Origin of the sequence: Nocardia brevicatena NBRC 12119 (genome assembly GCF_000308495.1) — a bacterium.
GTDB lineage: Bacteria > Actinomycetota > Actinomycetes > Mycobacteriales > Mycobacteriaceae > Nocardia > Nocardia brevicatena.
On the sequence record NZ_BAFU01000068.1, the window covers coordinates 186,827 to 205,761 of the forward strand.

Consider the following 18,935-nt stretch of genomic DNA (forward strand, 5'->3'; position numbering starts at 1 on the left):
CCCTTTATCCCCGCTTCTGAATGTTGGCGATCAGCACCGCGGCACCGGTGTCGGCGGGGCGGGTATTGATCAGTTGGAGGTAGTCGATGCGTTGACCGTCCGGACGCAGCTCGGCGATATGGACATTCGCGGTGGACGGGGTGATCGGCGTGATCGCCACACAATGCCGCGTGCCCGGTGGGATCGAGACGATGCCCGCGGCGAGGGCTTCAGCAGTGATCCCGGTCTCGGGCGCGAGCAGCGGCATAGCCTTGGTGGCGTCGCGGTCGATGTAGTAGGCGGCCTCGAACGAAGCGATCGCCCCGGCCAATGTGGCGGGATCACCAGCGCGGTCGGTGACCACCGCGCCCGACAACCCCTCACATGGGCCTAGCGCCGTGGTAGTCGGGCTCGGCGGCACGGCCGTGGCCTGCACCGGTTCCCCGCCGTCGCCGGTGTTATCGACCGACACCATCAGGGCCCCGGCCAAGACCGCGATCGTGGCCGCCAGCACGGCCCACGCCCGGCCCGGCAACCGGTCCCGGATACCGAACCACCATGCGGAGATCCGGCCGCTGTCGGCGGCGCCGGGAGGGTCGCGTAACGGGACGATCCAGTCGTCCTCGGGCGAAGGCGGCGGGCCGGGCTCGTCGGCGTCGTGGCCGGGAACGAGATGCCCGTACGGTCGCAGCTGCGGCAGGTCGACCCATGCGCCGTCGTCGTCGGAGGGGTAGAAGGGGTACCTCGCCATTCATCTCGCCTCGTGAAGGTTGATCTCGGCACAGTGGATGCCCCGGGGCCTGCCCGCACCCCGAATGGGAAGGGCCGAGGGTGCGGGCAGGGTTCCCCGGGGGTCAGGGGCGGCTCGTGTGCTCGTCCTCGGTCTGAATCTGCAGGGGTGCGGTTGCCGGCCGGGCCGTGATGTGGTCGGTGAGCCGGGCGAGTACATGGTGGATGGCCTGCTGTGCGGTGGCGCGGTGGTCGGCGTCGTACTCGCGCCAGCTGACCGTGGTGCCGCGTTGGCGGTAGGCGATGAGTGTGCGCCGGCCGGCGTGCACGGGTACGAGGGTGTCGAGTTCCCCGTGATACAGGTGCAGCGGCACCGCGGAATTGACGTGGGCGAGGGTTTCCAGCGCGAGCACACGCCGCCACCACGGGTCGTTCCAGGGATCGGGGCGTCGGCACCAGTGCGCCAGCGGATGGGAGAACTGTTGCAGCAGCTGGACACCGGTGAGGTGCTGTGCTTCGGCGGCGGCGATCCCACCGTCCGCAGTGAGCACATGGCGCAGGGGAAGCTGATCGTACGCGCGGGACAGCCCGATCAGCGCGGCCAGCCCGAGCCCGGCGGTCGCGCCGCGGCTGATCGCCGGGGCGACGGCGGCGAGGTCGGAGGCGACCGCGCCGGCGGCGACCCCGCGCAGGTCCACTTCGGGGGCGTACCACGGCGCCAGTTCCCCCGCCGCGGCAGCGACGCGCCCGCCGTCGGCGTATCCCCAGACCACCACCGGCGCGACGGGCAGTTCGAGGTTCGCGCCCCGGTAGACGGCGCGCGCGAGATCGAGCACGAGCCGGGCCCCGGTACGGGCGGCGAGGAACGTGTGAGGGCCAGGTCCGACGCCGAGCCCGTGACCATCGGCGATGGCCACCGCCCACCCCCGCTCCAAGGCGGCCTCGATGGGGGCGGTGTCGGGTTCGGAACCGGTCGCCAGGAGTTGCGAGGGCGCACACGCCCCGCCCAGGCCGTGGAAGGGCGGACAGTACATCAGGATCGCGGTCTCGCCGGGCTTCGGTGCGGTGTCAGGGATCAGCACGATCGCGGAGGCGGCGATGAGTTGGGAGCGGGAATTGCTGGAAACGTAGACGATCTGCCAGGCGTCGGCGGCGTCGTCGAGTTGCGGGGTGAATACCGGGCGGGTGCGCATGAGATCGCCGGGCCGCAGCCCCTCGCGCAGGTTCGGCGTCTGATAGAAGTCGATGATGTTCACGGGTGTCTCCCTGCGAGGTCGTGGGCGAGGGCGGTCATCCACGCCGCACCGGTCGCGAGCAGCCCGGCGGCGGCGTAGCCGGTGTGGCGGGCGGGGATATCGGTGTAGCCAAGCCACACCCTGGGGTCGAGAAGATCGGCGTTATCGGTGACCAGCTGCCCGAACGCCGCCGACAACTGCGCGGCCAGGCGAGGCAACTGGACGAACGGATCCGCGGCCACCACCGTGGTGACCTGCGCCCACCGAGCCGCCGCATCAGTGGCCTCGTCGGGTCCGGGAGGCGGCGTGCGGGAGTCGGCCGCGTCGGTGAGGCGCTGGGCCAAAGGCGCGGCAGGCACGTAGTCCACGGAGCGGGCACCGACCTGGAAGTCGTTGTTCACGACGGTGGTCCAGGTGTCACCGAGGACTCCGGACAGCAGCGACCCGATCGAGCCGAGCGCGGCGACGGGGTCGCGCAGGTCGGCCTGAGCCGCGATCTGCGCGGCGACCTGCACCAGTGCGGCGCGATCAGGGGCCGAGCAGCTCAGGTCACCGGTGACGCAGATGTCGGCGACGCGGCCGGTCAGCGCGCCGTAGTCGACGCCGGAGGTGGTCGCGATCCCTCCACCGGGGGCGGGCGCTGGAGTGAACGCCACCTGCGACACCGCCGCACCGGTGGTACCGGGGGCCGGGTCCGGTGCCAGTTGACCGGGGCGGCCGGGGATCACCGGCGAGCCCGGGGCGCGTTCGGGGTCGGAGTACAGGGCGACTCCCGCGACTCGATCGGCCGCCACCGGTCCCTGCCCGGCCCCGACAGTCCGCGCGAATTGCGAGACCACCTGGGCGCCTTGGGAGTATCCGACGGCGGCCAGGGCGGTGCCGGGGCAAGCTGTGGCGATCTGCCCGGCGGTATCGGCGAGCGCCGTTATACCGGTGCTCACCGAGTGGGTGTAGGGGTCGGTGCCGCCGCCGGTGCCTACTGCTCCTCCGAACGCGGCGGGATACGGGATGTAGGTGCGTGCCACCAGGTCCGGTGCGGCGGCCACTACTGGGCCGAGCAGGTGGCCGAGCATCCCGGTGTCGGCGGTCTCGGAGGCATCCGGCGAGGACTCGCCGGTGCCCTGCACCCCGAGAACCCACAACACCGGGCACCCCTGGCCGGCTACGGGAGGTTGCGCCGCACTCGACCCCGGCGAGGACAGGCCACCAGCCACCGCCGCCACGACGGCCGCGGCGAAGAGGGGTCGCCGGGTCACGGCTGCCCCACTCCCACGCCCGCACCGAAGCCCGCGCCCACGGTGCCGCCGACGAGTGCACCGGCCGCTGCGGCAGGTACCCCGGCCACCACTGCGCCCACGACTGCTCCTGCCGCTGCGCCCAGTGCGGTACCGGCCACGCCGGAGGTCACTGTGCCGATGACCGGCACCGCGACCACGGTGCCCAGAGCGGCTCCGGCGATCCCGCCGATGGTGCCGCCGATCAGGCCACCCACGACCGCACCAGCAGCCGCGGCCGGGACACCGGTCAACGCGCCGCCGATCGCGCCACCGACCCCGGCACCGGCGACCGTGGCCCCCGCGACCCGATCCGAACGCCCGGCCGGGATACCGACCGAATCCAGGAATGTCGCGGCTTGAGCCTCGAGATCGGCGCTGACCGTGTTGATCGTGTCGCCGACTTCCGGCGGCAACCACTCCGGCTCCACGAACTCGGCCTGGCCGATCCGGATCATGTCCGGCGGCGGCTCGATCGGAGCGACCGGTTCGACCGGCACCGGCGCATGCAACTCCATCACAGACACCGGCGGCGCAGGAGCGGGCGAAGGTTCCGGACGAAGCGCTGTACCGTTGCGGACCTCGGGCGGCTGTTCCGGATACACCGCAGGCGCGGGCGGGGCCGGAGGCGGCGCGGGAGCCTCGGTCCCAGGCTGGGCCGGCGCGGTGACCCCGGGCTGGTCGGCGATCGGATCCAGCGTCACCGCATTCGCGTGCTGAGCGGTCAGCAGCATCAGCACCGGCACCGCACCGGCAGCGACCAGGCGGCCACCCCACAGCACCCGCCCCCCATGGTGCAGGCGAGGGCGGCGGCCCCCGGTCTGGCAGCCCAACTCTGGAAGCCTGGCTGCAACCAAGGAGATATTCCCTTTTTCGGGCACGACAAATAACCCTTCCGATCGAAGGAGAAAGAAAATCAGCAATGATCGAGAATTGCGCATGAGTGCGGTCGATTCCCGCAGCTCCCGGCTACGGATCGCAGCCGGGAGACCCGGATCCTCATTTCCCTCAATCAGAGGGAAAGGAGCCGGACTATCACAGGAACGGCAAGGCCAGACCGAACGCCTGCGTGGCGAGTGTCAGCGCATTCGAGGCCAGCGACACACCGGCGTTGAGCAGCGTCAGAATCGAGTAGAGATCCACAGGTTTCCCTTTCGGAGGAGGTGCGATACCTCACCATCACAGCCCCGGAAAGCCCTGCTGCGCCAGCCTTTCGAAAGGTAATTATTCTGCTGTCAAAGCCGTTACCCCTGTCGACGCACACTGTGGCCTGCGTCGATAGGGCAAAGGGGTAATGGGAGTGTCAGTCGAAGAATTCTGCGGACGCCTGTCCCGATTGACGGACGACACGGAAAATGCTGCACTCAGGCGACACCGAGAGCTTCAGCTATTTATTAGCCACTTCACAGCGAATGCTGTTGGCCGAGTCTTTACTTTCTGGTAAGAACGAGATCAACTCGGGGGAGTTAACCCTTCAACATAGCTCACGGTGAAGGGTCTACGGAAGACTGTAGTAGGAGGGGCTTGACGTGAACCAGACAACCAACCCGGCCTGTGGTCGGCGACGGCGCCCAGGTCGTGCCGCACGCCCTGGCCGCGCCGAATCGGAGTTGCCCGACTTCGGCCGCTGGGTGCGCCGGGTCCGCGAGGAGCGCCAGCTCACCCGGGCGCGCGCCGCCGACCTCCTCCACGTCAGTACCGAGCTGCTCAAGAAGATCGAGTACGGCAACGTCGCGTGCTCGCCGGCGGTGCTGGACCACCTGGTCGGCATCTACGACCTCGATCACGCCCAACAGCGCCACACCCGCGACCTCGCCCAGCCACCGATCCCGCTGTCACCAGTGGCCGAATTACGGGCCCGCGCAGGATCTCCCGAGCACCACGCGAAACTGGCCTACCTCGACCGCCGCAACCTCGCAAGTGCCTACCTCGATCCCCTGTGGAATGTCGTCCTGGCCAACAACCGTTTCCGGGCAGAGCTGCCCGATGTCGAGCACTACCGCGACAACCTCGCGTTGTGGTTTTTCCATCCCGGTTCTTCGGCTGCCACCGCTGAAACCTTGCTCGTTCAGTGGGACTGCGCCGCGGCTCACCTGGTCGCCTCGCTGCGCGGCGCGTTCGGCCGCCACCGCGCAACCCCCGGCGCATTCACCCTCTACCGGCAGCTTCGTGGCTCGGACTGCTTCACCCAGATCTGGGACACCAGCCTCTCGGTCGCCTACGGCGCCCGGACCGAGCAACCCGTACTCGTGCACGACCCCGTCACCGGCGAGCCGCGCACTGCGCGAATCCACCTCGGCGCGCAAGGCTCCCCCGATCTCCACTTCTTCCTCGCCTACCACGACCGCCCGCCGCTCTGACAGATCCGCGCCGCAACCTCACCCGCCCGCACACCAGCGGGGACCGACCGAGCAGGGAGTACAAGAATGGAAACCACCCTCATCCGCCTCGATCATCATCGCCCCGCACCAGCACCTTGTCTTTCATGCCCGGCAGGCATCGCCCACCGACCGCCGCAGAGACGAGCGCAGTGACATGCCCAAGCTACCCGTGCTCACCGGCATGCCCGACTTCCACGACTCGGTCGAATACCTACGACACCAGCATCACCTCTCCCGCGAATCCGCCGCCCACCAAGCCGGGATCAGCGGCTCCTACCTCCACCAGCTCATCCGGAAACGGACCACTCCCAGCCCCCGTATCTTCGCCAAACTGGCCGACTCCTTCGACCTCGACACCGCGCAGCGACAGCACCTGCACGATTTGTGCCAACCGTCGGCTGCTCTTCCGCCGGCTGCCGAGCTACGCCGCCACCTCACCGAATTCGGCGTCCAACACCACCTCGATCACCTCGACGCCCAAGAAGTCCTGGGCGCCTACTTCGACCCACTGCAGACCGTCCTGTACGGCAACCGCCTGTTCCACCGCGTAATGCCCGGCCTCGCCGAGGCCGACGACAACATCCTTCTGTGGATACTCTCGCCCGCCGGCCGCGACACCATGGAGGACTGGGAAGACGAACTCCGCTACGTCGTCACCCTCGTGCGCGCCGCACTGGGCCGATACCGCGACCTGCCCCGAGCACGAACGCTGTTCCGGACACTACGAACACACCCCGATTTCCGCCGTGTCTGGGACTGCACCCCCATGCAGGTCACCTACCGATGGTCCCGCTCGGCACCGACCGGAATACGAGTACCTGGCGCCAACAAGCACCTGTCCCTCAGCTTCGAAGTCGACGAATACAGCGCATGCCCTGACATCCTCATCACCCACGGCCTCTACAGCACACCCGCGATCGCCTGCTGAGAGCATCTCGGCGTCGACTCGGGAGGGGACCAGCTCGGTCTCGCCGACGATCGGTTCGCGCGATCGGATCGGCGGGCTCCATACCGCGATCGCGGCCACGCGCGTCTCGTCGATTCGCCCTGACCACGCGATATCGGTGCACATCACCATCGGGGCGGGTTGCGTGGGTGATCTGGACGCAGTACCCAAGGGTGTGCTCCGGTAACGAATCGATCCCTGCCTGGATATCGGCCGCAGAGGGAGCCCGCGCGTCGGCGGCCACGACTTCGCGCCACAGTACCGGATCGCAACGTGTAGTAGGCGTAGTGGAATGCCCGGATGACATCAGGGCCGCCGATGGTGCCGCCCGGCCATTCCCAGGAAACCTGCTCTGGCGCGCTTTGTTCCGCACAGTCGCTCGTGGCGGCGCGGTGTGATGGGCAAAGCGCAGCCCGTCATCGCTTTCGGCCCGCTGATGCGCCGCACTCCTTGCCAGGGCGGTGAGCGCAGCGAGGACGACGAGAACCCGCAAGCACGCTATGACAGGGAACGCCGCGGTGAGGTTCCATGAGTTGTGCCCGACAGGTCTCACCACACGACTGACCGCCCACGCCGGGCGGTGGGAGCGTTACCCGGATTCGGACTCTGATGTCCGGCCGGGCCTGGGAGAGTGTGGCCACAGGGTTGCGTTCAACACGGTCGACACCCGAGTCGTGAAGCCAACGCCCGATATGGCGCGGTGCTGGTTTCGATGGCGGGGAGAGACCATAGGCGATGTGGCCCTGATCGTTTCGGGTCAATGGTGATCGCGTCATGCGGTCAGCTCGCACGCGTCGAGGGTTGCCGTTGTGCGGGTGAGAATGGCGTTGTAGTCGAGGTCGGTCGCGCGTGTTCTGGGTCGGCAGTCGCAGGCACTCGGTAGGTCGGCGAGGCTGCCACTGATGCTGTAGGACACCAGGCCGTCGAGAATGGCGTCAGCGCAGCGTTCGCAGGAGTCCGGGTACACGGAGTCGAAATCGCTGCCGCGCAGATTGATATGCGCTACCCTCACCGCGGCCATGGTGTGCACGCCGCGGATGGCATCGACGATGGTCCACAGGTTCGGTGCCCGGTAGTGCCCGCGCTGATATAGCCACCACGCAACGGTGTTCGGCGCCAGCCTCGTCGGACACAAGGTGACGCCCTCCACCCCGAGCGCCGCCAGATACTCCGTGGAAGAGATCACGTCGGTGATGGCCTCACCGTCGGTGAGAAACGGCGGTTTGATCATCAAGTACACCTTGGGGACCACATTGTGTGCCTGCATCAATGCCACTGCGTCCTCGAACGACCGGCGGGTGATGCGGGTGTTGACCAGGGTTTCGCGGACCAGCCGGTCCGCCGATTGCAACCCGATCCCCACCTCGAGCTGCACGTCGCCGAGCGCCTGAACGAAAGGAGCCAGGGTCTCAGCGGATAGGAACTGCGGCAGGCTTTCGACGACCAGGCGGCGCACGCCAGTGGCTGCAACCTTCCGGGCGATGTCGAGTTGTATCTCGGCCGGCACTTCGCGGCGAGCGAAGAACGACCCGTCATTGTAGAGGGCGAGCATGTCGTAGTCCGGCTCTTCGTCGGTGCGGGCCAGCAGCGTGGCGACCTGTTCGCGCAGTCCCTCTCCGTTCGCGCCGTGTAGGCCGAAGTTGTTGTAGTTGGTGAACGGACACATCGTGCAGGTCGGCACCGAACAGCCACCCGACATCAAGATCGCTTTCTTGCGACCATAGGTGGTGCCGTCCGCGCCGCGGATGATGTCGTAGCCGACGTACCGGGGTTCCTGGAGGTGCTCGACAGCGGTCACCTCCCGCAACGAACGCGACAACACGGTGATCCGGTGGCGCAGCGCCTTCTCGTCAGGGGCGTCGGATGAGCTGGTAGACAGCATGCTTCCTCCGATCACAGGGTTTCTCGAGCGCTCCCACGCCGAGGGTTTCGGCGCGGGCGTAGCTGAACGGGCGGCAGGCCCGCCGGCGGACCACTCCCGGCCCTCGTGTCACACAGGCCGACGCACCGGGTCCTCGTCCGGTGCTGCGTAGTGGCGGGGAATCGGGCTCGGCGGACACCGTCTTCAAGAGATGACATAGCGACCTCCACTTCGAATGGGTGCTTATTCGTACTCGTCGGGGTCGGCGCGGCCGCCGAGGTAGGCGACAGCGCCCAGGGATTGCAGGCATTGCGGGCCGTGTCCGCTGTGTGTGGTGCGGACGAATATCGCTTCCCCCAGCGAGGCGAACTCGGTGTCACTGCTCGCACAGTCACCGTGGCGGCGCATCCACGAGTCCCGGTCCGGTCCCGAGCCCCACCGCAGTCCCAGGGTCATTGCGGCTGAGTGAAGCTGTCGGTGTTCCAGCCGGTGCGTTCACGCCACGACTGCAGGTAATCCGGCGCGAAGACCGGCGCTCCGGGCAGCTGCGGGATATCGAACGCCGCAGCCAAGATGGTCAGGTTGTCGATGAGGACGCGGCGGTGTTGCAGCAGGTCGGTTTCGATCTCGGCCGCGCGCTGGTCGGACTGCAATCCCCGCCGCTGGAACCACGTCCCGAGCGAAGCGAGGAACTCCAGTGCGACCACCGCGGCCACGGAGTGCATCACTGTGGCTGCGTGGGGGTCGAGGGCTGTGTCGGCGGCGATGAGCGCGGCGGTCACCGCGAGGCGTATCCCGGTGGTGTGGGCCAGATCGGCGCGCGGCGAGTCCAGGCCCAGCGCATCCCCGTCGGGCTTGTACTCTTCGCGGTCGATGCCGGTCGCGAGGTAGAGATCGGTGGCAAGGTGGTCTTCGCGAGCCACGATCATCTCGAGCCACCACGGCTTCTCTGCCGGTGTCCCGGGAAGTGTGAGGATGCACAGTGTTTTCGCATACCGCCCCGCGGTGACTTGCAGAGCGCGAGTGTCGCCTTCGGCGGTTTTCCCGCCGAAGGCGTTGGCGATCGCATCCGGGAGGTAGTTGCATCGCAGAATCCCGTGCGCGGCCAGCCGTTCCCGGCACACGATCAGCGCGTCCTGGGCGAGGGTGGTCAACAGTGGTTTGATCACCAACACCCACAGTGACAGCGGCGGCTCGATATCGGGTCCGGCCGCCATATCGCGCACCATCCGCCCCAGCACGCCACACACATATGTGTCGGCGATGGCGGTGACGATATCGCGCTGCAACACGTCACTGTCACCGTGGGGACGTTGAGCCGTGAACCCGACCGCAGCCGCGGCCCCAGCCCCGGCGCTGCGGTTCATCGCGATACCCAGATCGAGGCGCCCGTGGATCAACGGCCCGACCGTTCGATGGAACCGCTGGCGCACCGGGACCTCGGAGACGAAGGCCCCGGTGTCGTCGAAACGGCCCCATTCCCCGCACAGGACTCCGTTGTCGGGGACGAGCAGCCCGTTCAGTTTGATCAGGGCGTGTGGCATGGCTGAGCCGAGTTTCGGTGACAGAATGTGGATTTCTGCTCCCTCGGCCAGACCGTCCTCCACGGTTCGGAAACGCGACACGAACGCCAGCACCCCCCGGTCCTCACCGTTGTCCATCAGCCGCGCTGTGAACACGGCGATGGTTGGTACGTCGGGATCGGCGAGGTTGGCCATCGCTTTGACTGCCTCGAGGCTGGTGCTATAGAGGCGGTAACCACCGGCCGCAGCATCACGCACCGCGATCATCTGCAGATCACCGGCACGGTTCGTGCCGCCGAGTTCGGTGTGTGCGAACACGCCCAGCGTCTCGCCGCTGTCCAGCTCATCCAGGCATCGCTGCAGGTAATCGCTGCCGTTGCCCAGCTCCAGGATCGCGCGGGTAGTCAACGCGAAGTGCCCGTTCAGCACTGTCAGCACATGGGTTGCGGCGATTGCTGCGCTGTCGCAGAGCGCGCCCCGCAGGTGAACATCCTGGGCGATCTTGCGGGCCGGGAGCCCGACCTCTGCCAGCAGCGACGGCAACAGGATCGGCCCGATACCGGCCTCCTGCTCGTAGGTCACGCCGCCTTCGGGAGCCACGTTGCCCAGTCGCAGCATGATGTCCATCGCGGTGCGCTGAGTGCCGAGATGCTCGCCGAAGAGCGCGGCACGCAACGCGCCGACGGTCGGGTCCTCTCCGCGGTAACCGACGGGGGTGACGAGATCGGTAGTGGTGGTGGTCATGGTGTCACTCGCTTCCGTAGTGCGGAATCCAGGGGATAACGGGCGCAGCGGCCGAAGATCGAGCGCCTGGGTGTCATCGGTGGGCCGATGCCGGCGCGATGATCAACGGCGGTGTCGGTGGGAACGCGACGGGCACGGCCGCGGGGGCACGGTGAAACGGGCCGGTACGCCACGGGACCTCGTCGGCTGGAACGGTCAGCTCAGCTTCGGGTAAGGCGTCGAAGAAATGCGCGATGGCCTCGATCGCGATCTGTTTCGACATTTCCCGCGCCATATCCGGGCAGGTGTGCGGGCCGCTGCCATAGGCCAGATGCGATTTGTTGTCGGTCCAGCCTTTGTCGCCGACGATCGCAGGGTCGGTGTTGCAGGCGACCATGCTCACCAGCACCGGCTGGTCCGCCGGCAGCCACACCCGGTCAACCAGAACCGGCTGGCGCGGATAGCTGTTACAGAGGTTGGCCATCGGGGGGTCGTCGGCGAGGGTTTCTTCGACCGCATCGCGCACCGGGGGCGTGAACATGCTGTTGTCGTGGCGGTAACGGACAGCGGTCAGCATCCGCCGGATCGTGTTCGCGATCAGGTTACGCACCGGCTCGATCCCTGCAGAGTAGATAGTGACCAGCTGATGCATTCGCTGCTCATCGGTGAGGTTCGGGCACCGGTGCACCAGCCAGGACGCGATATCGGCGGCGGGTGTGCGGCGTTTGAGTTCGATCAACTCGAACAACGCTGCCGCCACTTCGGCGTTCACGTGCTCGGTATCGACGCCTTCGAACATCGCCGCGATCGCCACACGCAGCCGCTCGCCGATCCCGGGCGGGCAGCCGACGGTCTCGTTGAGCACCGTGAACACCAGCGGAGTGATGAAATGCTCGATCAGTTCGACCTCGCCGGCCTGACAGAACCGGTTGATCAGCGAGGCAGCAACCCGGATCGTGCGCTCTCGAACCGCATTCAAATCGACTACTGACAACGCGGTCTGCAGCGCGCCGCGGTAGATCGCATGTTCTTTCCCGGCGCAGCGCAGCGAATTGGGTCGCCAACCGAGCATCGGCAGTAGCGGATGATCCTCCGACAGGGATTTCTGCCACACCCGCGGATCGGCCGGGAACCGGTCGGGATCATTGAGGATCCGCACCGCTGTGTGGTAGCCGATAACCAGGGTGGCAGGGACATCCGGCGCGAGTTCGACCGGGGCCAGCGTTCGCCCGCCCTGGCGCATGCGCTCGTAGGCGGCGTAGGGGGCGAGCGCGAAGGCGGGAGTATAGAGCGGAGTGCGGGGACCGAGATCTTCGATTGAGCAGGTGCCGCTGCGCGACAGTGACTGGGGGCTGAGCATAGCTTCTCGTTTTCCTTACAACACGTGCATCACAACGACCGGGCGGGAAAGGTGCGGGTGTTTCGCCTAGGGCAGTAACCGGACAGGGTCGAAAGCCACCGGCAACGCGGCCAGGAGCCGATGGAAGGGGCTCGCCTGCCACACCAGCTGCCCGGCCGGGTGCATATCCGGAATGGCGTCCATGAGCTGGTCGATAGCCACAGTGGCGATCAGCAGCCCGATCCCGTCGGCGGGGCAGCCATGAATCCCGGCACCGAACGCCAGATGCGAACGGTTACCACGGCGATCTGTCTGAGCGACAGGATCGCGGCGCCAATCGGCCAGACCGACGATCACCGGTTGATGCGCGGGCAACCAGACACCGTTGTCCATCAACTGCGGCACTTGCGGGTACCGCACGCACCAGTTCGTCAGCGGCGGGTCGGTGAACAGCGCCTCATCCAGGGCCTCGCGGGTGGACAGGCTTCCACCCAGCGCGGCGGCAAGCCGCTCGTCGGTCAGGATCAACCGGACGGTGTTCAAGATCAACGCCGTAGTGGGTTCGACAGCCATCTCATAGATCAGTGCGAGCTGGGCCACCACCTCGGCCCCCGACAAGCTCGCCTCGTGCGCTAGCAGCCACGACGCCACATCCTCGCCGGGTGCCGCCTGCTTGCCCTGTACCACCTCGTACAGCACCGAGTACAGCAGTCGCCGTCCGGCTTCAGCAGCGTCGACATCGCGAACATCGGTCAGCGCCGCAAGCGCGGGTGTCAACGCAGCCGAGGCATCCCCCGATACACCCACGAGCTGGTTTACCGTGTTGAGCACAAGTGGGTAGGCGAATTGCGCCCGCAGCTCCGCCGACCCCACGGGCCAAAACGCGTTGATCAACGCGACCGCATACCGTTCCACGTCGGCCTGCAGCATGTGCTGATCGACCCGCGCCAACGCCGCGACGTGCGCTCCCCGGTACCGGGCATGCTCGACCCCCACGGTCCGCGCCGGTGTCGGGCCTGCCTCCAACATCGGCCGAACCGGGCAGTCCCGAGGTAGGCGGCGCTGCCACCCACTCGGGTCGGCGGGAAAGGTATCGAGATTGTGCAGAATCTTCAACGCTTCCCGGTGCCCCAGCACCAAGGTCGCCGGCACCCCCGGAGCTAATTCCACTGGAACCAGCGACCCGAACTCGCCCTCCCACTCCCGATACCAGCGAGCCGGATCAGCAGCGAACCCAGCGGTGTACAGCGGCACAGCGCGATCGTCCGGCGCAACCGGTGACCCTTGGATAACCACCGGTTCAGGTGCCGAGGTTCCCGGCCCCCGAGCCGTTCCGGGCTGGGTAGATAGCCTGCTCACAACACGCTCCAAGCATCGGGAAGTATCTGTCGTAATGGGATCGACTCACAGGCACCCCGTCGGAAACGGCGTCCTGCGCGCTGTCGTCGCGAGCCCTGTGAGGTGTACGGTTCGCGCCGACACTGGACACCGCCGCTTGCCGAATTTCCGCGGAGACAAGCGCGCCGACCGGGTGCTGGTTACGATGCTGGCGGGTCAGGGGTGTGCTTGACCAGGGGTTGCTGGGGCCATCTGTGGGCCAAAAGAATTGGCCCACAGATGGCCCCAGCACGGTAAGCAAAAAGGGGTATTGGTGAGCGGGGAGTTCGGTTCGGCAATGAAGCGGCTGAGGACCGCACGCGGTCTCACGGCCGACCAACTCGCCCGCCTGATCAGTTACGACCGAGGCGCATTGAGCCGGATAGAGCGCGGAAAGCGCACGCCGACACCGGATATCGCCTCCCGCATCGACACGGCCCTAGATGCCGGCGGCAGCCTCGTCGAGCTCATCGATCGCGGAAGCTCCTCCACCAGCAATGACGATCTGGCAACCGCGGCACGGGAGTCGGCCGAGTTTGCCCAATGGGTCATCGCAGCCGGCGGCCAACTGGATAGCGCCCAGGTCGCCGATGAACTCACCGCGATCGGCTGTCAGTTCGTCTGCGCTACTCCGCTTCCGCTGGTCGACCGTCTGCGCGCACTGCGCAGCGAGATCCGCGCCGCCCTGCGCACGGGGCCAGCACCGGCACGGGCCCGCGAGTTGGTGCTCTTGGGCGGCATCACAATCGATCTCCTCGCCCACGTCACCGAAAACCTCGGCCATCCCCACGCCGCCGAGCGCCACGCTCGTTCCGCGGAAGCGATCGGGGTCAATCTCGGGCACCCTGGACTACAGGCGTGGTCCGCAGGCACCCGCGCCCTGATCTGGGAATGGAACAACCGCCCGGATGAAGCCATGACTCTCGCGGCCAAGGCCGCATCGATCGCACCGACCGGCGAGCAACAGGTACGGCTGGCGGCAATCGAAGCCCGCTGCGCGGCCCGGGTCGGACGGCCGGACGAAGCCCACGATGCCATCACGCGCAGCGTAGAAGCCGCCGAAGTTACCGCCCACGATGACCTCACCATGCTCGGCGGGGCACTACGATTTCCGCCCAGCAAAATGGCCTACTACCTCGGATCCACCCACCGACTACTGGGCGAATTCGATCACGCCCAACGGTGGGCGCTGGAGGCTATATCTGCCTACGAGAACGGACCCGCGACCGAACGCTCATACGGTGACGAAGCACTCGCCCGCGCCGACGTCGCGATCGGCCGCATCCACTCGGGCGAGCTAGACGGCGCCAAAGAGGTCCTGACACCCGTCCTCCGGCTACCAGCCGAACAACGCATCCAGCCCATCGCCGATGGCTTGCGCGCGGTTGACACCGCCCTGTTGAACACCCACTATGCCAACGACCCGATCATCACCGAGCTCAGCGAGGAGATCAGCATGCTCACCTCGTCCCGGCACCCGGGATGACGCCCACCCGCAACATCCTGTCCACCGCGTGCCAGCTGGCCGGATTCCCTGCCGAGGACGCCGAGCTACTACATGCCCACAGCAACACCGTCTACCTTCTACCATCGACCGGCGTCGTGGCCCGAATCAACGGCAACGACCACGCCGGACTCCGCGCGAAAGCCTCACTCACCATCACCCGCTGGCTCGCCGATCATGGTCTGCCGGTGACCGAACCAGCCTTCGACCACGCGATCGATGTCGCCGGCTCGACGGTCACGTTCTGGACCTACTATCCCCAGCACCGAACCAACCGTCCACCACCACAGCAACTCGGCGAGATCCTGGCACACCTCCACGCCCTCCCAGCACCCCCCTTTCCGCTGCCCGATTACGAGCCGCTAATCGGACTCGTCAGCATTCTCACCCCCGATATCACACCAATGGTGCTGTCCACGGAGGATCAACGGTGGTTAAGTGAGCAGGCTGAACAGCTAATCGCCGAGTATCGAACCCTGCCCACCATCCTGGGACGAGGCATGGTCCACGGCGACGCCTACACCGGAAACACCCTCTGGGCCGGCGACACGGTACTCCTCGGTGACTGGGACGAAACCTCGATCGCTCCGCGCGAGCTGGACCTCGCCAACACGGTGCAAGCCAGAAGGTTCGGCATCCAGGAAGCCGACATCAACGCTTTTCTGCGCGCCTACGGATACGACCCCCGCGGCGAACCTCTCTTCGACGCGCTGGTCCGCATGCGCGACCTGCACACCCTCACCAGCTACATCCGCCGCGCACAACGCGACGATGCCCGCGCCCACACCGAACTCACCGCCCGACTGCGAAGCATGCAAAACCGCACAACACCTGCACGCTGGACAAGCGCATAGCGCAGCGAAGCCCATGCGCCGCGCCGGCCTTGAGGGAACGGCATCTTGCATAGAACGCGGGTTTCCGGCGATAGCGCGGGTTTCGGACACTTAACTGACGTCCTTCGGGTCGAAGGGTGTTGGCTCCGTCCTTCAGATTGTCGTGCTCGTAGCGCGGAACACTAGCTTTTTATCGCTTTGACCTGCGCGGTTGGGCGAGCGGCGACGCTGGTAGCGTAGCCGGGTGCTCTCGACGATTCAGGCGGATTGACCGGCCCCACCGCTTGGGCCAGATCAGGTGGCTAACTGACGACCTTCTGCGAAGGGCTGACAGTTATGCCACGTCCCTACCCTCCCGAGTTCCGGAGCAGAGCAGTCGCCCTTGTCCGAGCCGGACGACCGGCCAAACAAAGCGCGGGCGACATCGACCTCGGCATCACCCGGTTACGTATTCGGCTCGGTGATGAGGCGATCATCGGCGAGCAGCGCATTCTGGGGTACCCGAGAGAAGAGCGTCTCCGGGAAGCCCAACGTGGGCGATGTTCGGCGGGCGCCCTGCCGTGCTCGGAGAGCGGAGTCTCCGGGCCTCCACATGACCCGGCGGCACCCGGGCCGGTACGCCCTATGCCAACAGGCGCGACCGCATGTGAACTGCAAATACAGTGAAAGACCCTGGCTTACAATGCAATACGCCTGTACCATCACTCAGCTGGAAGGGCCCCGTATGTTCGGGTGCCGAATCTTGAGGCAGGGGGAACTATGGCACCGTGTTCCAGTTCGGCATCGCATGGTCGCCACCTGGCCCGGCGGCCGATTGACGCGCGCAGGCAGGAAGCCCGATGACGATACTGATCGGTTGGGCAAACGATCTGGATGCCAGCGCTGTTCTCGCTGTGGATGGAATAGTAGTTGGCGCGGTTGCCGAAGAGCGGTTCACGCGGGAAAAGCAGCAGACTGGGTTCCCGGCCAATGCGATCCAGCATCTCCTGGACTCCGCCGGACTGAAGCTTCGCGATGTCGACGAGTGGGCCTACGGCTGGTTTCGGGGCGACAACGCGAACCAGCTACTTCCCGGCCTATGCGAGCGCGTCGCTCGTCAGGCAGATGACCGTCGAGCCGTTGAAGTGATGCTAACCCGGCTCGATACGGAGCATTCACGTGACGCGGCGATCCGCGATTCCGGGTACGCCGAGGCCGCCGCCTTCGGGGTGCCGGTAGATCGCATCAGAGCATACGAACACCACCCTAGCCACGCGTGGTCTGCGTTCGCCTTCTGTCCCTTCGACGAGGCGCTCGTCGTCACGGCCGACGGTCGCGGAGACAGGAAATCGATCACGCTCAGCCGTGGAGATGCCCGTGGTGTGCATGAGTTCGAGTGGTATTCGAGTATCGACAGCCTGGGACATATATACAGTCAGGTAACTGCGGCTCTCGGTTTCCGAACCAACCGCCACGAAGGCAAGATCATGGGCCTTGCCGCCCACGGTGACCCGAGCGAGTCGATGCCGTTCCTATCCGAACTTGTCGGGTGGTCGAACGATCGGATCCAGGCCAATCCCGGCGAGTGGTTCATTCCGAGCGATTCAGAGATCCCTCCCAAGACGCTCGAGCGCATGCTGACGTTCAAGCGGGAAGACCTGGCGGCCGGCGTCCAAGCCCTTGTCGAAGACCTGCTATGCCGATTGGTTGCCAGCAGGGTCGGAAGGACAGGGCTTCGCCGGATCGCATTGGCAGGCGGAGTGATGGCAAACGTACAGCTGAATCGCCGCATCCGTGAACTCCCAGATGTCGAAGCCATGTTCGTTCAGCCGAATATGGGCGACGGCGGCCTCCCCTTGGGGGCAGTGGCAGCGTCCCACCATCGACGCACTGGCCAGGCGAAGATCCGATGGGACGGGATGGCGCTGGGTCCCGGCCCATGCGGCGAGAGCGTGAGCCGTGAACCATCGGTGCGGTTTGCTTCATCAAAATCAGCCGTGCGGTGGCTGGTTGCTCAGCTGATCGATTTCCAAGTGGTCGGCCTGGTTCGCGGCGCATGTGAATTCGGCCCTCGCGCGCTGTGCCACCGCAGCATTCTGGTCGACGCCTCTCGCTCGACGATAAACAACGACCTGAACCGGCGGCTCCATCGAACGGAGTTCATGCCGTTCGCGCCGGTGATGACCGACCGCGCAGCCAGATTGGCTCTGTCGGGGTGGTCTAGGGACGACCGATGTGCTCCGTTCATGACCACGGCGTACGTAACCCACCCTGATTTTCGTCAAGGGCATCCCGCCGTCATTCACGCTGACGGAAGCGTCCGGCCGCAGGTGATCACGCACGAAGCAGATCCCTTCATGCACGCCGTGTTGGAGGAGTACGAGCGGCAGACGGGCCGCGTGGCTTTGATCAATACCAGCTTCAATCTGCATGAGGAGCCCATTGTGCTCACCATCGACGATGCGCTTCGTGCGCTGGATGCGGGCGCGGTCGATGCCGTATTCGGCGAGGACGCCGCATGGGGCACCGGGGCGGCCTGGTTAGCCGACCGTAACGATGGGCAACTGCCGAAGGAGGCTCGGTGAAGTTAGCGGACGAGGATCTTTACTGCGAAGGCGTCGCTGCCCTTGGTGAGGGCAGCGATAGCCCGAAGGCATGGATGTCTCCGGAGGACGCAGACCTGCTCGAAGCGATCTTCCTGAAGATATGCCTCCGGAACAACCGGCCGGCGAGCTTCTTGGAGTGGGGTAGCGGCCTGAGCACGTTGACATTCACCCGCAGCCTCGCGGAGCGAGGGCATACATTCCGCTGGATAACGGTTGAGCACGACAGGGAGTTCATGACGACCCGTGTTGATCCGTATCTGAGCCTGTGGTCCCAGTACCGGATGCTGCGACGGGACGATGAGCAGCCGCTACCATCCGGAATGGAGCAATTCTGGGGAGTGGCGGCCCTCGTCTACGACGGCGGGAGGCTTACGCCTGCCCTGGCAGGCTGCGAAGACCATCGCCATGCCGACCTCGACTCATATGTAGCGGAGCCCACCCAGCTCGGGGTGGGTTTCGATGCGATTCTGGTCGATGGCCGCAAGCGGAGGAGGTGTCTGTTGGTAGCTCAGACGGCCTTGAACACGGGCGGGATCGTGCTCCTGCACGACGCATTCCGCGAGTACTACCAGTGCGCATGGGATGCCTACCCCGCGTGGCGGCGGATCGGCCATGAGATCTGGATCGGAGCAGCGCAAGGACACGA

General features: G+C 66.3%; 16 protein-coding genes and 2 pseudogenes. 8 read left to right on the top strand and 10 right to left on the bottom strand.

Annotation, left to right across the window (positions count from 1 at the left end; all coding sequences use genetic code 11):
• Positions 1 to 4 precede the first annotated feature (4 nt).
• From ON20_RS33255 to ON20_RS19000, 4 genes are all read right to left on the bottom strand, one after another.
• Entirely contained in the window at positions 5 to 730 is a 726-nt protein-coding gene (locus ON20_RS33255) for a DUF8176 domain-containing protein (protein WP_051162801.1), read from the bottom strand.
• 103 nt (positions 731 to 833) lie between these two features.
• Complete coding sequence (locus tag ON20_RS18990; RefSeq protein ID WP_051162803.1) at positions 834 to 1,964, bottom strand: lipase family protein; 1,131 nt, start codon at positions 1,962 to 1,964, stop codon at positions 834 to 836.
• Positions 1,961 to 3,088 (bottom strand): cutinase family protein, encoded by a 1,128-nt coding sequence (locus tag ON20_RS18995; protein ID WP_245547319.1) that lies wholly within the window; start codon positions 3,086 to 3,088, stop codon positions 1,961 to 1,963. Before ON20_RS18995 ends, ON20_RS18990 begins: the two co-directional genes overlap by 4 nt.
• Before the next feature lie 107 nt (positions 3,089 to 3,195).
• Entirely contained in the window at positions 3,196 to 4,074 is an 879-nt protein-coding gene (locus ON20_RS19000; RefSeq protein WP_218002561.1) for a hypothetical protein, read from the bottom strand.
• A 672-nt stretch (positions 4,075 to 4,746) separates the two neighbouring features.
• Between ON20_RS19000 and ON20_RS19005 the strand changes: the two genes are divergently transcribed.
• Both ON20_RS19005 and ON20_RS37415 read left to right on the top strand, forming a co-directional pair.
• Positions 4,747 to 5,577, top strand: a complete 831-nt coding sequence (locus ON20_RS19005) for an MmyB family transcriptional regulator (RefSeq protein WP_083865047.1) — start codon at positions 4,747 to 4,749, stop codon at positions 5,575 to 5,577.
• A gap of 175 nt (positions 5,578 to 5,752) precedes the next feature.
• Positions 5,753 to 6,526, top strand: a complete 774-nt coding sequence (locus ON20_RS37415; protein ID WP_040837226.1) for an MmyB family transcriptional regulator — start codon at positions 5,753 to 5,755, stop codon at positions 6,524 to 6,526.
• Here ON20_RS37415 and ON20_RS41255 read toward each other — a convergent pair.
• Positions 6,486 to 6,912, bottom strand: a pseudogene (locus ON20_RS41255) (DUF8176 domain-containing protein); the annotation flags it as partial. The gene ON20_RS37415 and the pseudogene ON20_RS41255 overlap by 41 nt on opposite strands.
• A gap of 29 nt (positions 6,913 to 6,941) precedes the next feature.
• Between ON20_RS41255 and ON20_RS39945 the strand changes: the two are divergent.
• Positions 6,942 to 7,076, top strand: a complete 135-nt coding sequence (locus ON20_RS39945; protein ID WP_281032889.1) for a hypothetical protein — start codon at positions 6,942 to 6,944, stop codon at positions 7,074 to 7,076.
• Between the two features lie 240 nt (positions 7,077 to 7,316).
• On the opposite strand, the gene ON20_RS33260 is transcribed toward ON20_RS39945, so the two are convergent.
• The 5 genes from ON20_RS33260 to ON20_RS19035 all read right to left on the bottom strand — a co-directional run bounded on the left by ON20_RS33260 (position 7,317) and on the right by ON20_RS19035 (position 13,244).
• Complete coding sequence (locus tag ON20_RS33260) at positions 7,317 to 8,426, bottom strand: hypothetical protein (protein WP_051162809.1); 1,110 nt, start codon at positions 8,424 to 8,426, stop codon at positions 7,317 to 7,319.
• A 222-nt stretch (positions 8,427 to 8,648) separates the two neighbouring features.
• The gene (locus ON20_RS19020) at positions 8,649 to 8,861 is read right to left on the bottom strand and encodes a hypothetical protein (protein ID WP_040837227.1); all 213 of its coding nucleotides are present in this window, start codon (positions 8,859 to 8,861) and stop codon (positions 8,649 to 8,651) included.
• The gene (locus ON20_RS19025) at positions 8,858 to 10,672 is read right to left on the bottom strand and encodes an acyl-CoA dehydrogenase family protein (protein ID WP_040837228.1); all 1,815 of its coding nucleotides are present in this window, start codon (positions 10,670 to 10,672) and stop codon (positions 8,858 to 8,860) included. The genes ON20_RS19020 and ON20_RS19025 overlap by 4 nt, the downstream gene beginning before the upstream one ends.
• 73 nt (positions 10,673 to 10,745) lie before the next feature.
• Complete coding sequence (locus ON20_RS19030; RefSeq protein ID WP_040837229.1) at positions 10,746 to 12,011, bottom strand: cytochrome P450 family protein; 1,266 nt, start codon at positions 12,009 to 12,011, stop codon at positions 10,746 to 10,748.
• A gap of 66 nt (positions 12,012 to 12,077) precedes the next feature.
• Positions 12,078 to 13,244, bottom strand: a complete 1,167-nt coding sequence (locus ON20_RS19035) for a cytochrome P450 family protein (protein WP_083865048.1) — start codon at positions 13,242 to 13,244, stop codon at positions 12,078 to 12,080.
• Positions 13,245 to 13,641: 397 nt separating this feature from the next.
• On the opposite strand from ON20_RS19035, the gene ON20_RS33265 reads away from it, so the two are divergent.
• The 5 genes and pseudogenes from ON20_RS33265 to ON20_RS19055 form a co-directional block, all read left to right on the top strand.
• A complete protein-coding gene (locus ON20_RS33265) occupies positions 13,642 to 14,853 on the top strand; it encodes a helix-turn-helix transcriptional regulator (RefSeq protein WP_281032890.1) in 1,212 nt (403 codons plus the stop codon).
• Positions 14,850 to 15,725 (top strand): phosphotransferase, encoded by an 876-nt coding sequence (locus ON20_RS19045; protein ID WP_051162815.1) that lies wholly within the window; start codon positions 14,850 to 14,852, stop codon positions 15,723 to 15,725. The genes ON20_RS33265 and ON20_RS19045 overlap by 4 nt, the downstream gene beginning before the upstream one ends.
• A gap of 315 nt (positions 15,726 to 16,040) precedes the next feature.
• Positions 16,041 to 16,146, top strand: a pseudogene (locus ON20_RS35770) (transposase); the annotation flags it as partial.
• Between the two features lie 397 nt (positions 16,147 to 16,543).
• On the top strand, positions 16,544 to 18,268 hold the full coding sequence (locus ON20_RS19050) for a carbamoyltransferase C-terminal domain-containing protein (RefSeq protein ID WP_051162817.1): 1,725 nt from the start codon (positions 16,544 to 16,546) through the stop codon (positions 18,266 to 18,268).
• A partial coding sequence (locus ON20_RS19055) for a hypothetical protein (protein ID WP_040837231.1) occupies positions 18,265 to 18,935 on the top strand: 671 nt, incomplete at its 3' end. The genes ON20_RS19050 and ON20_RS19055, both read left to right, overlap by 4 nt.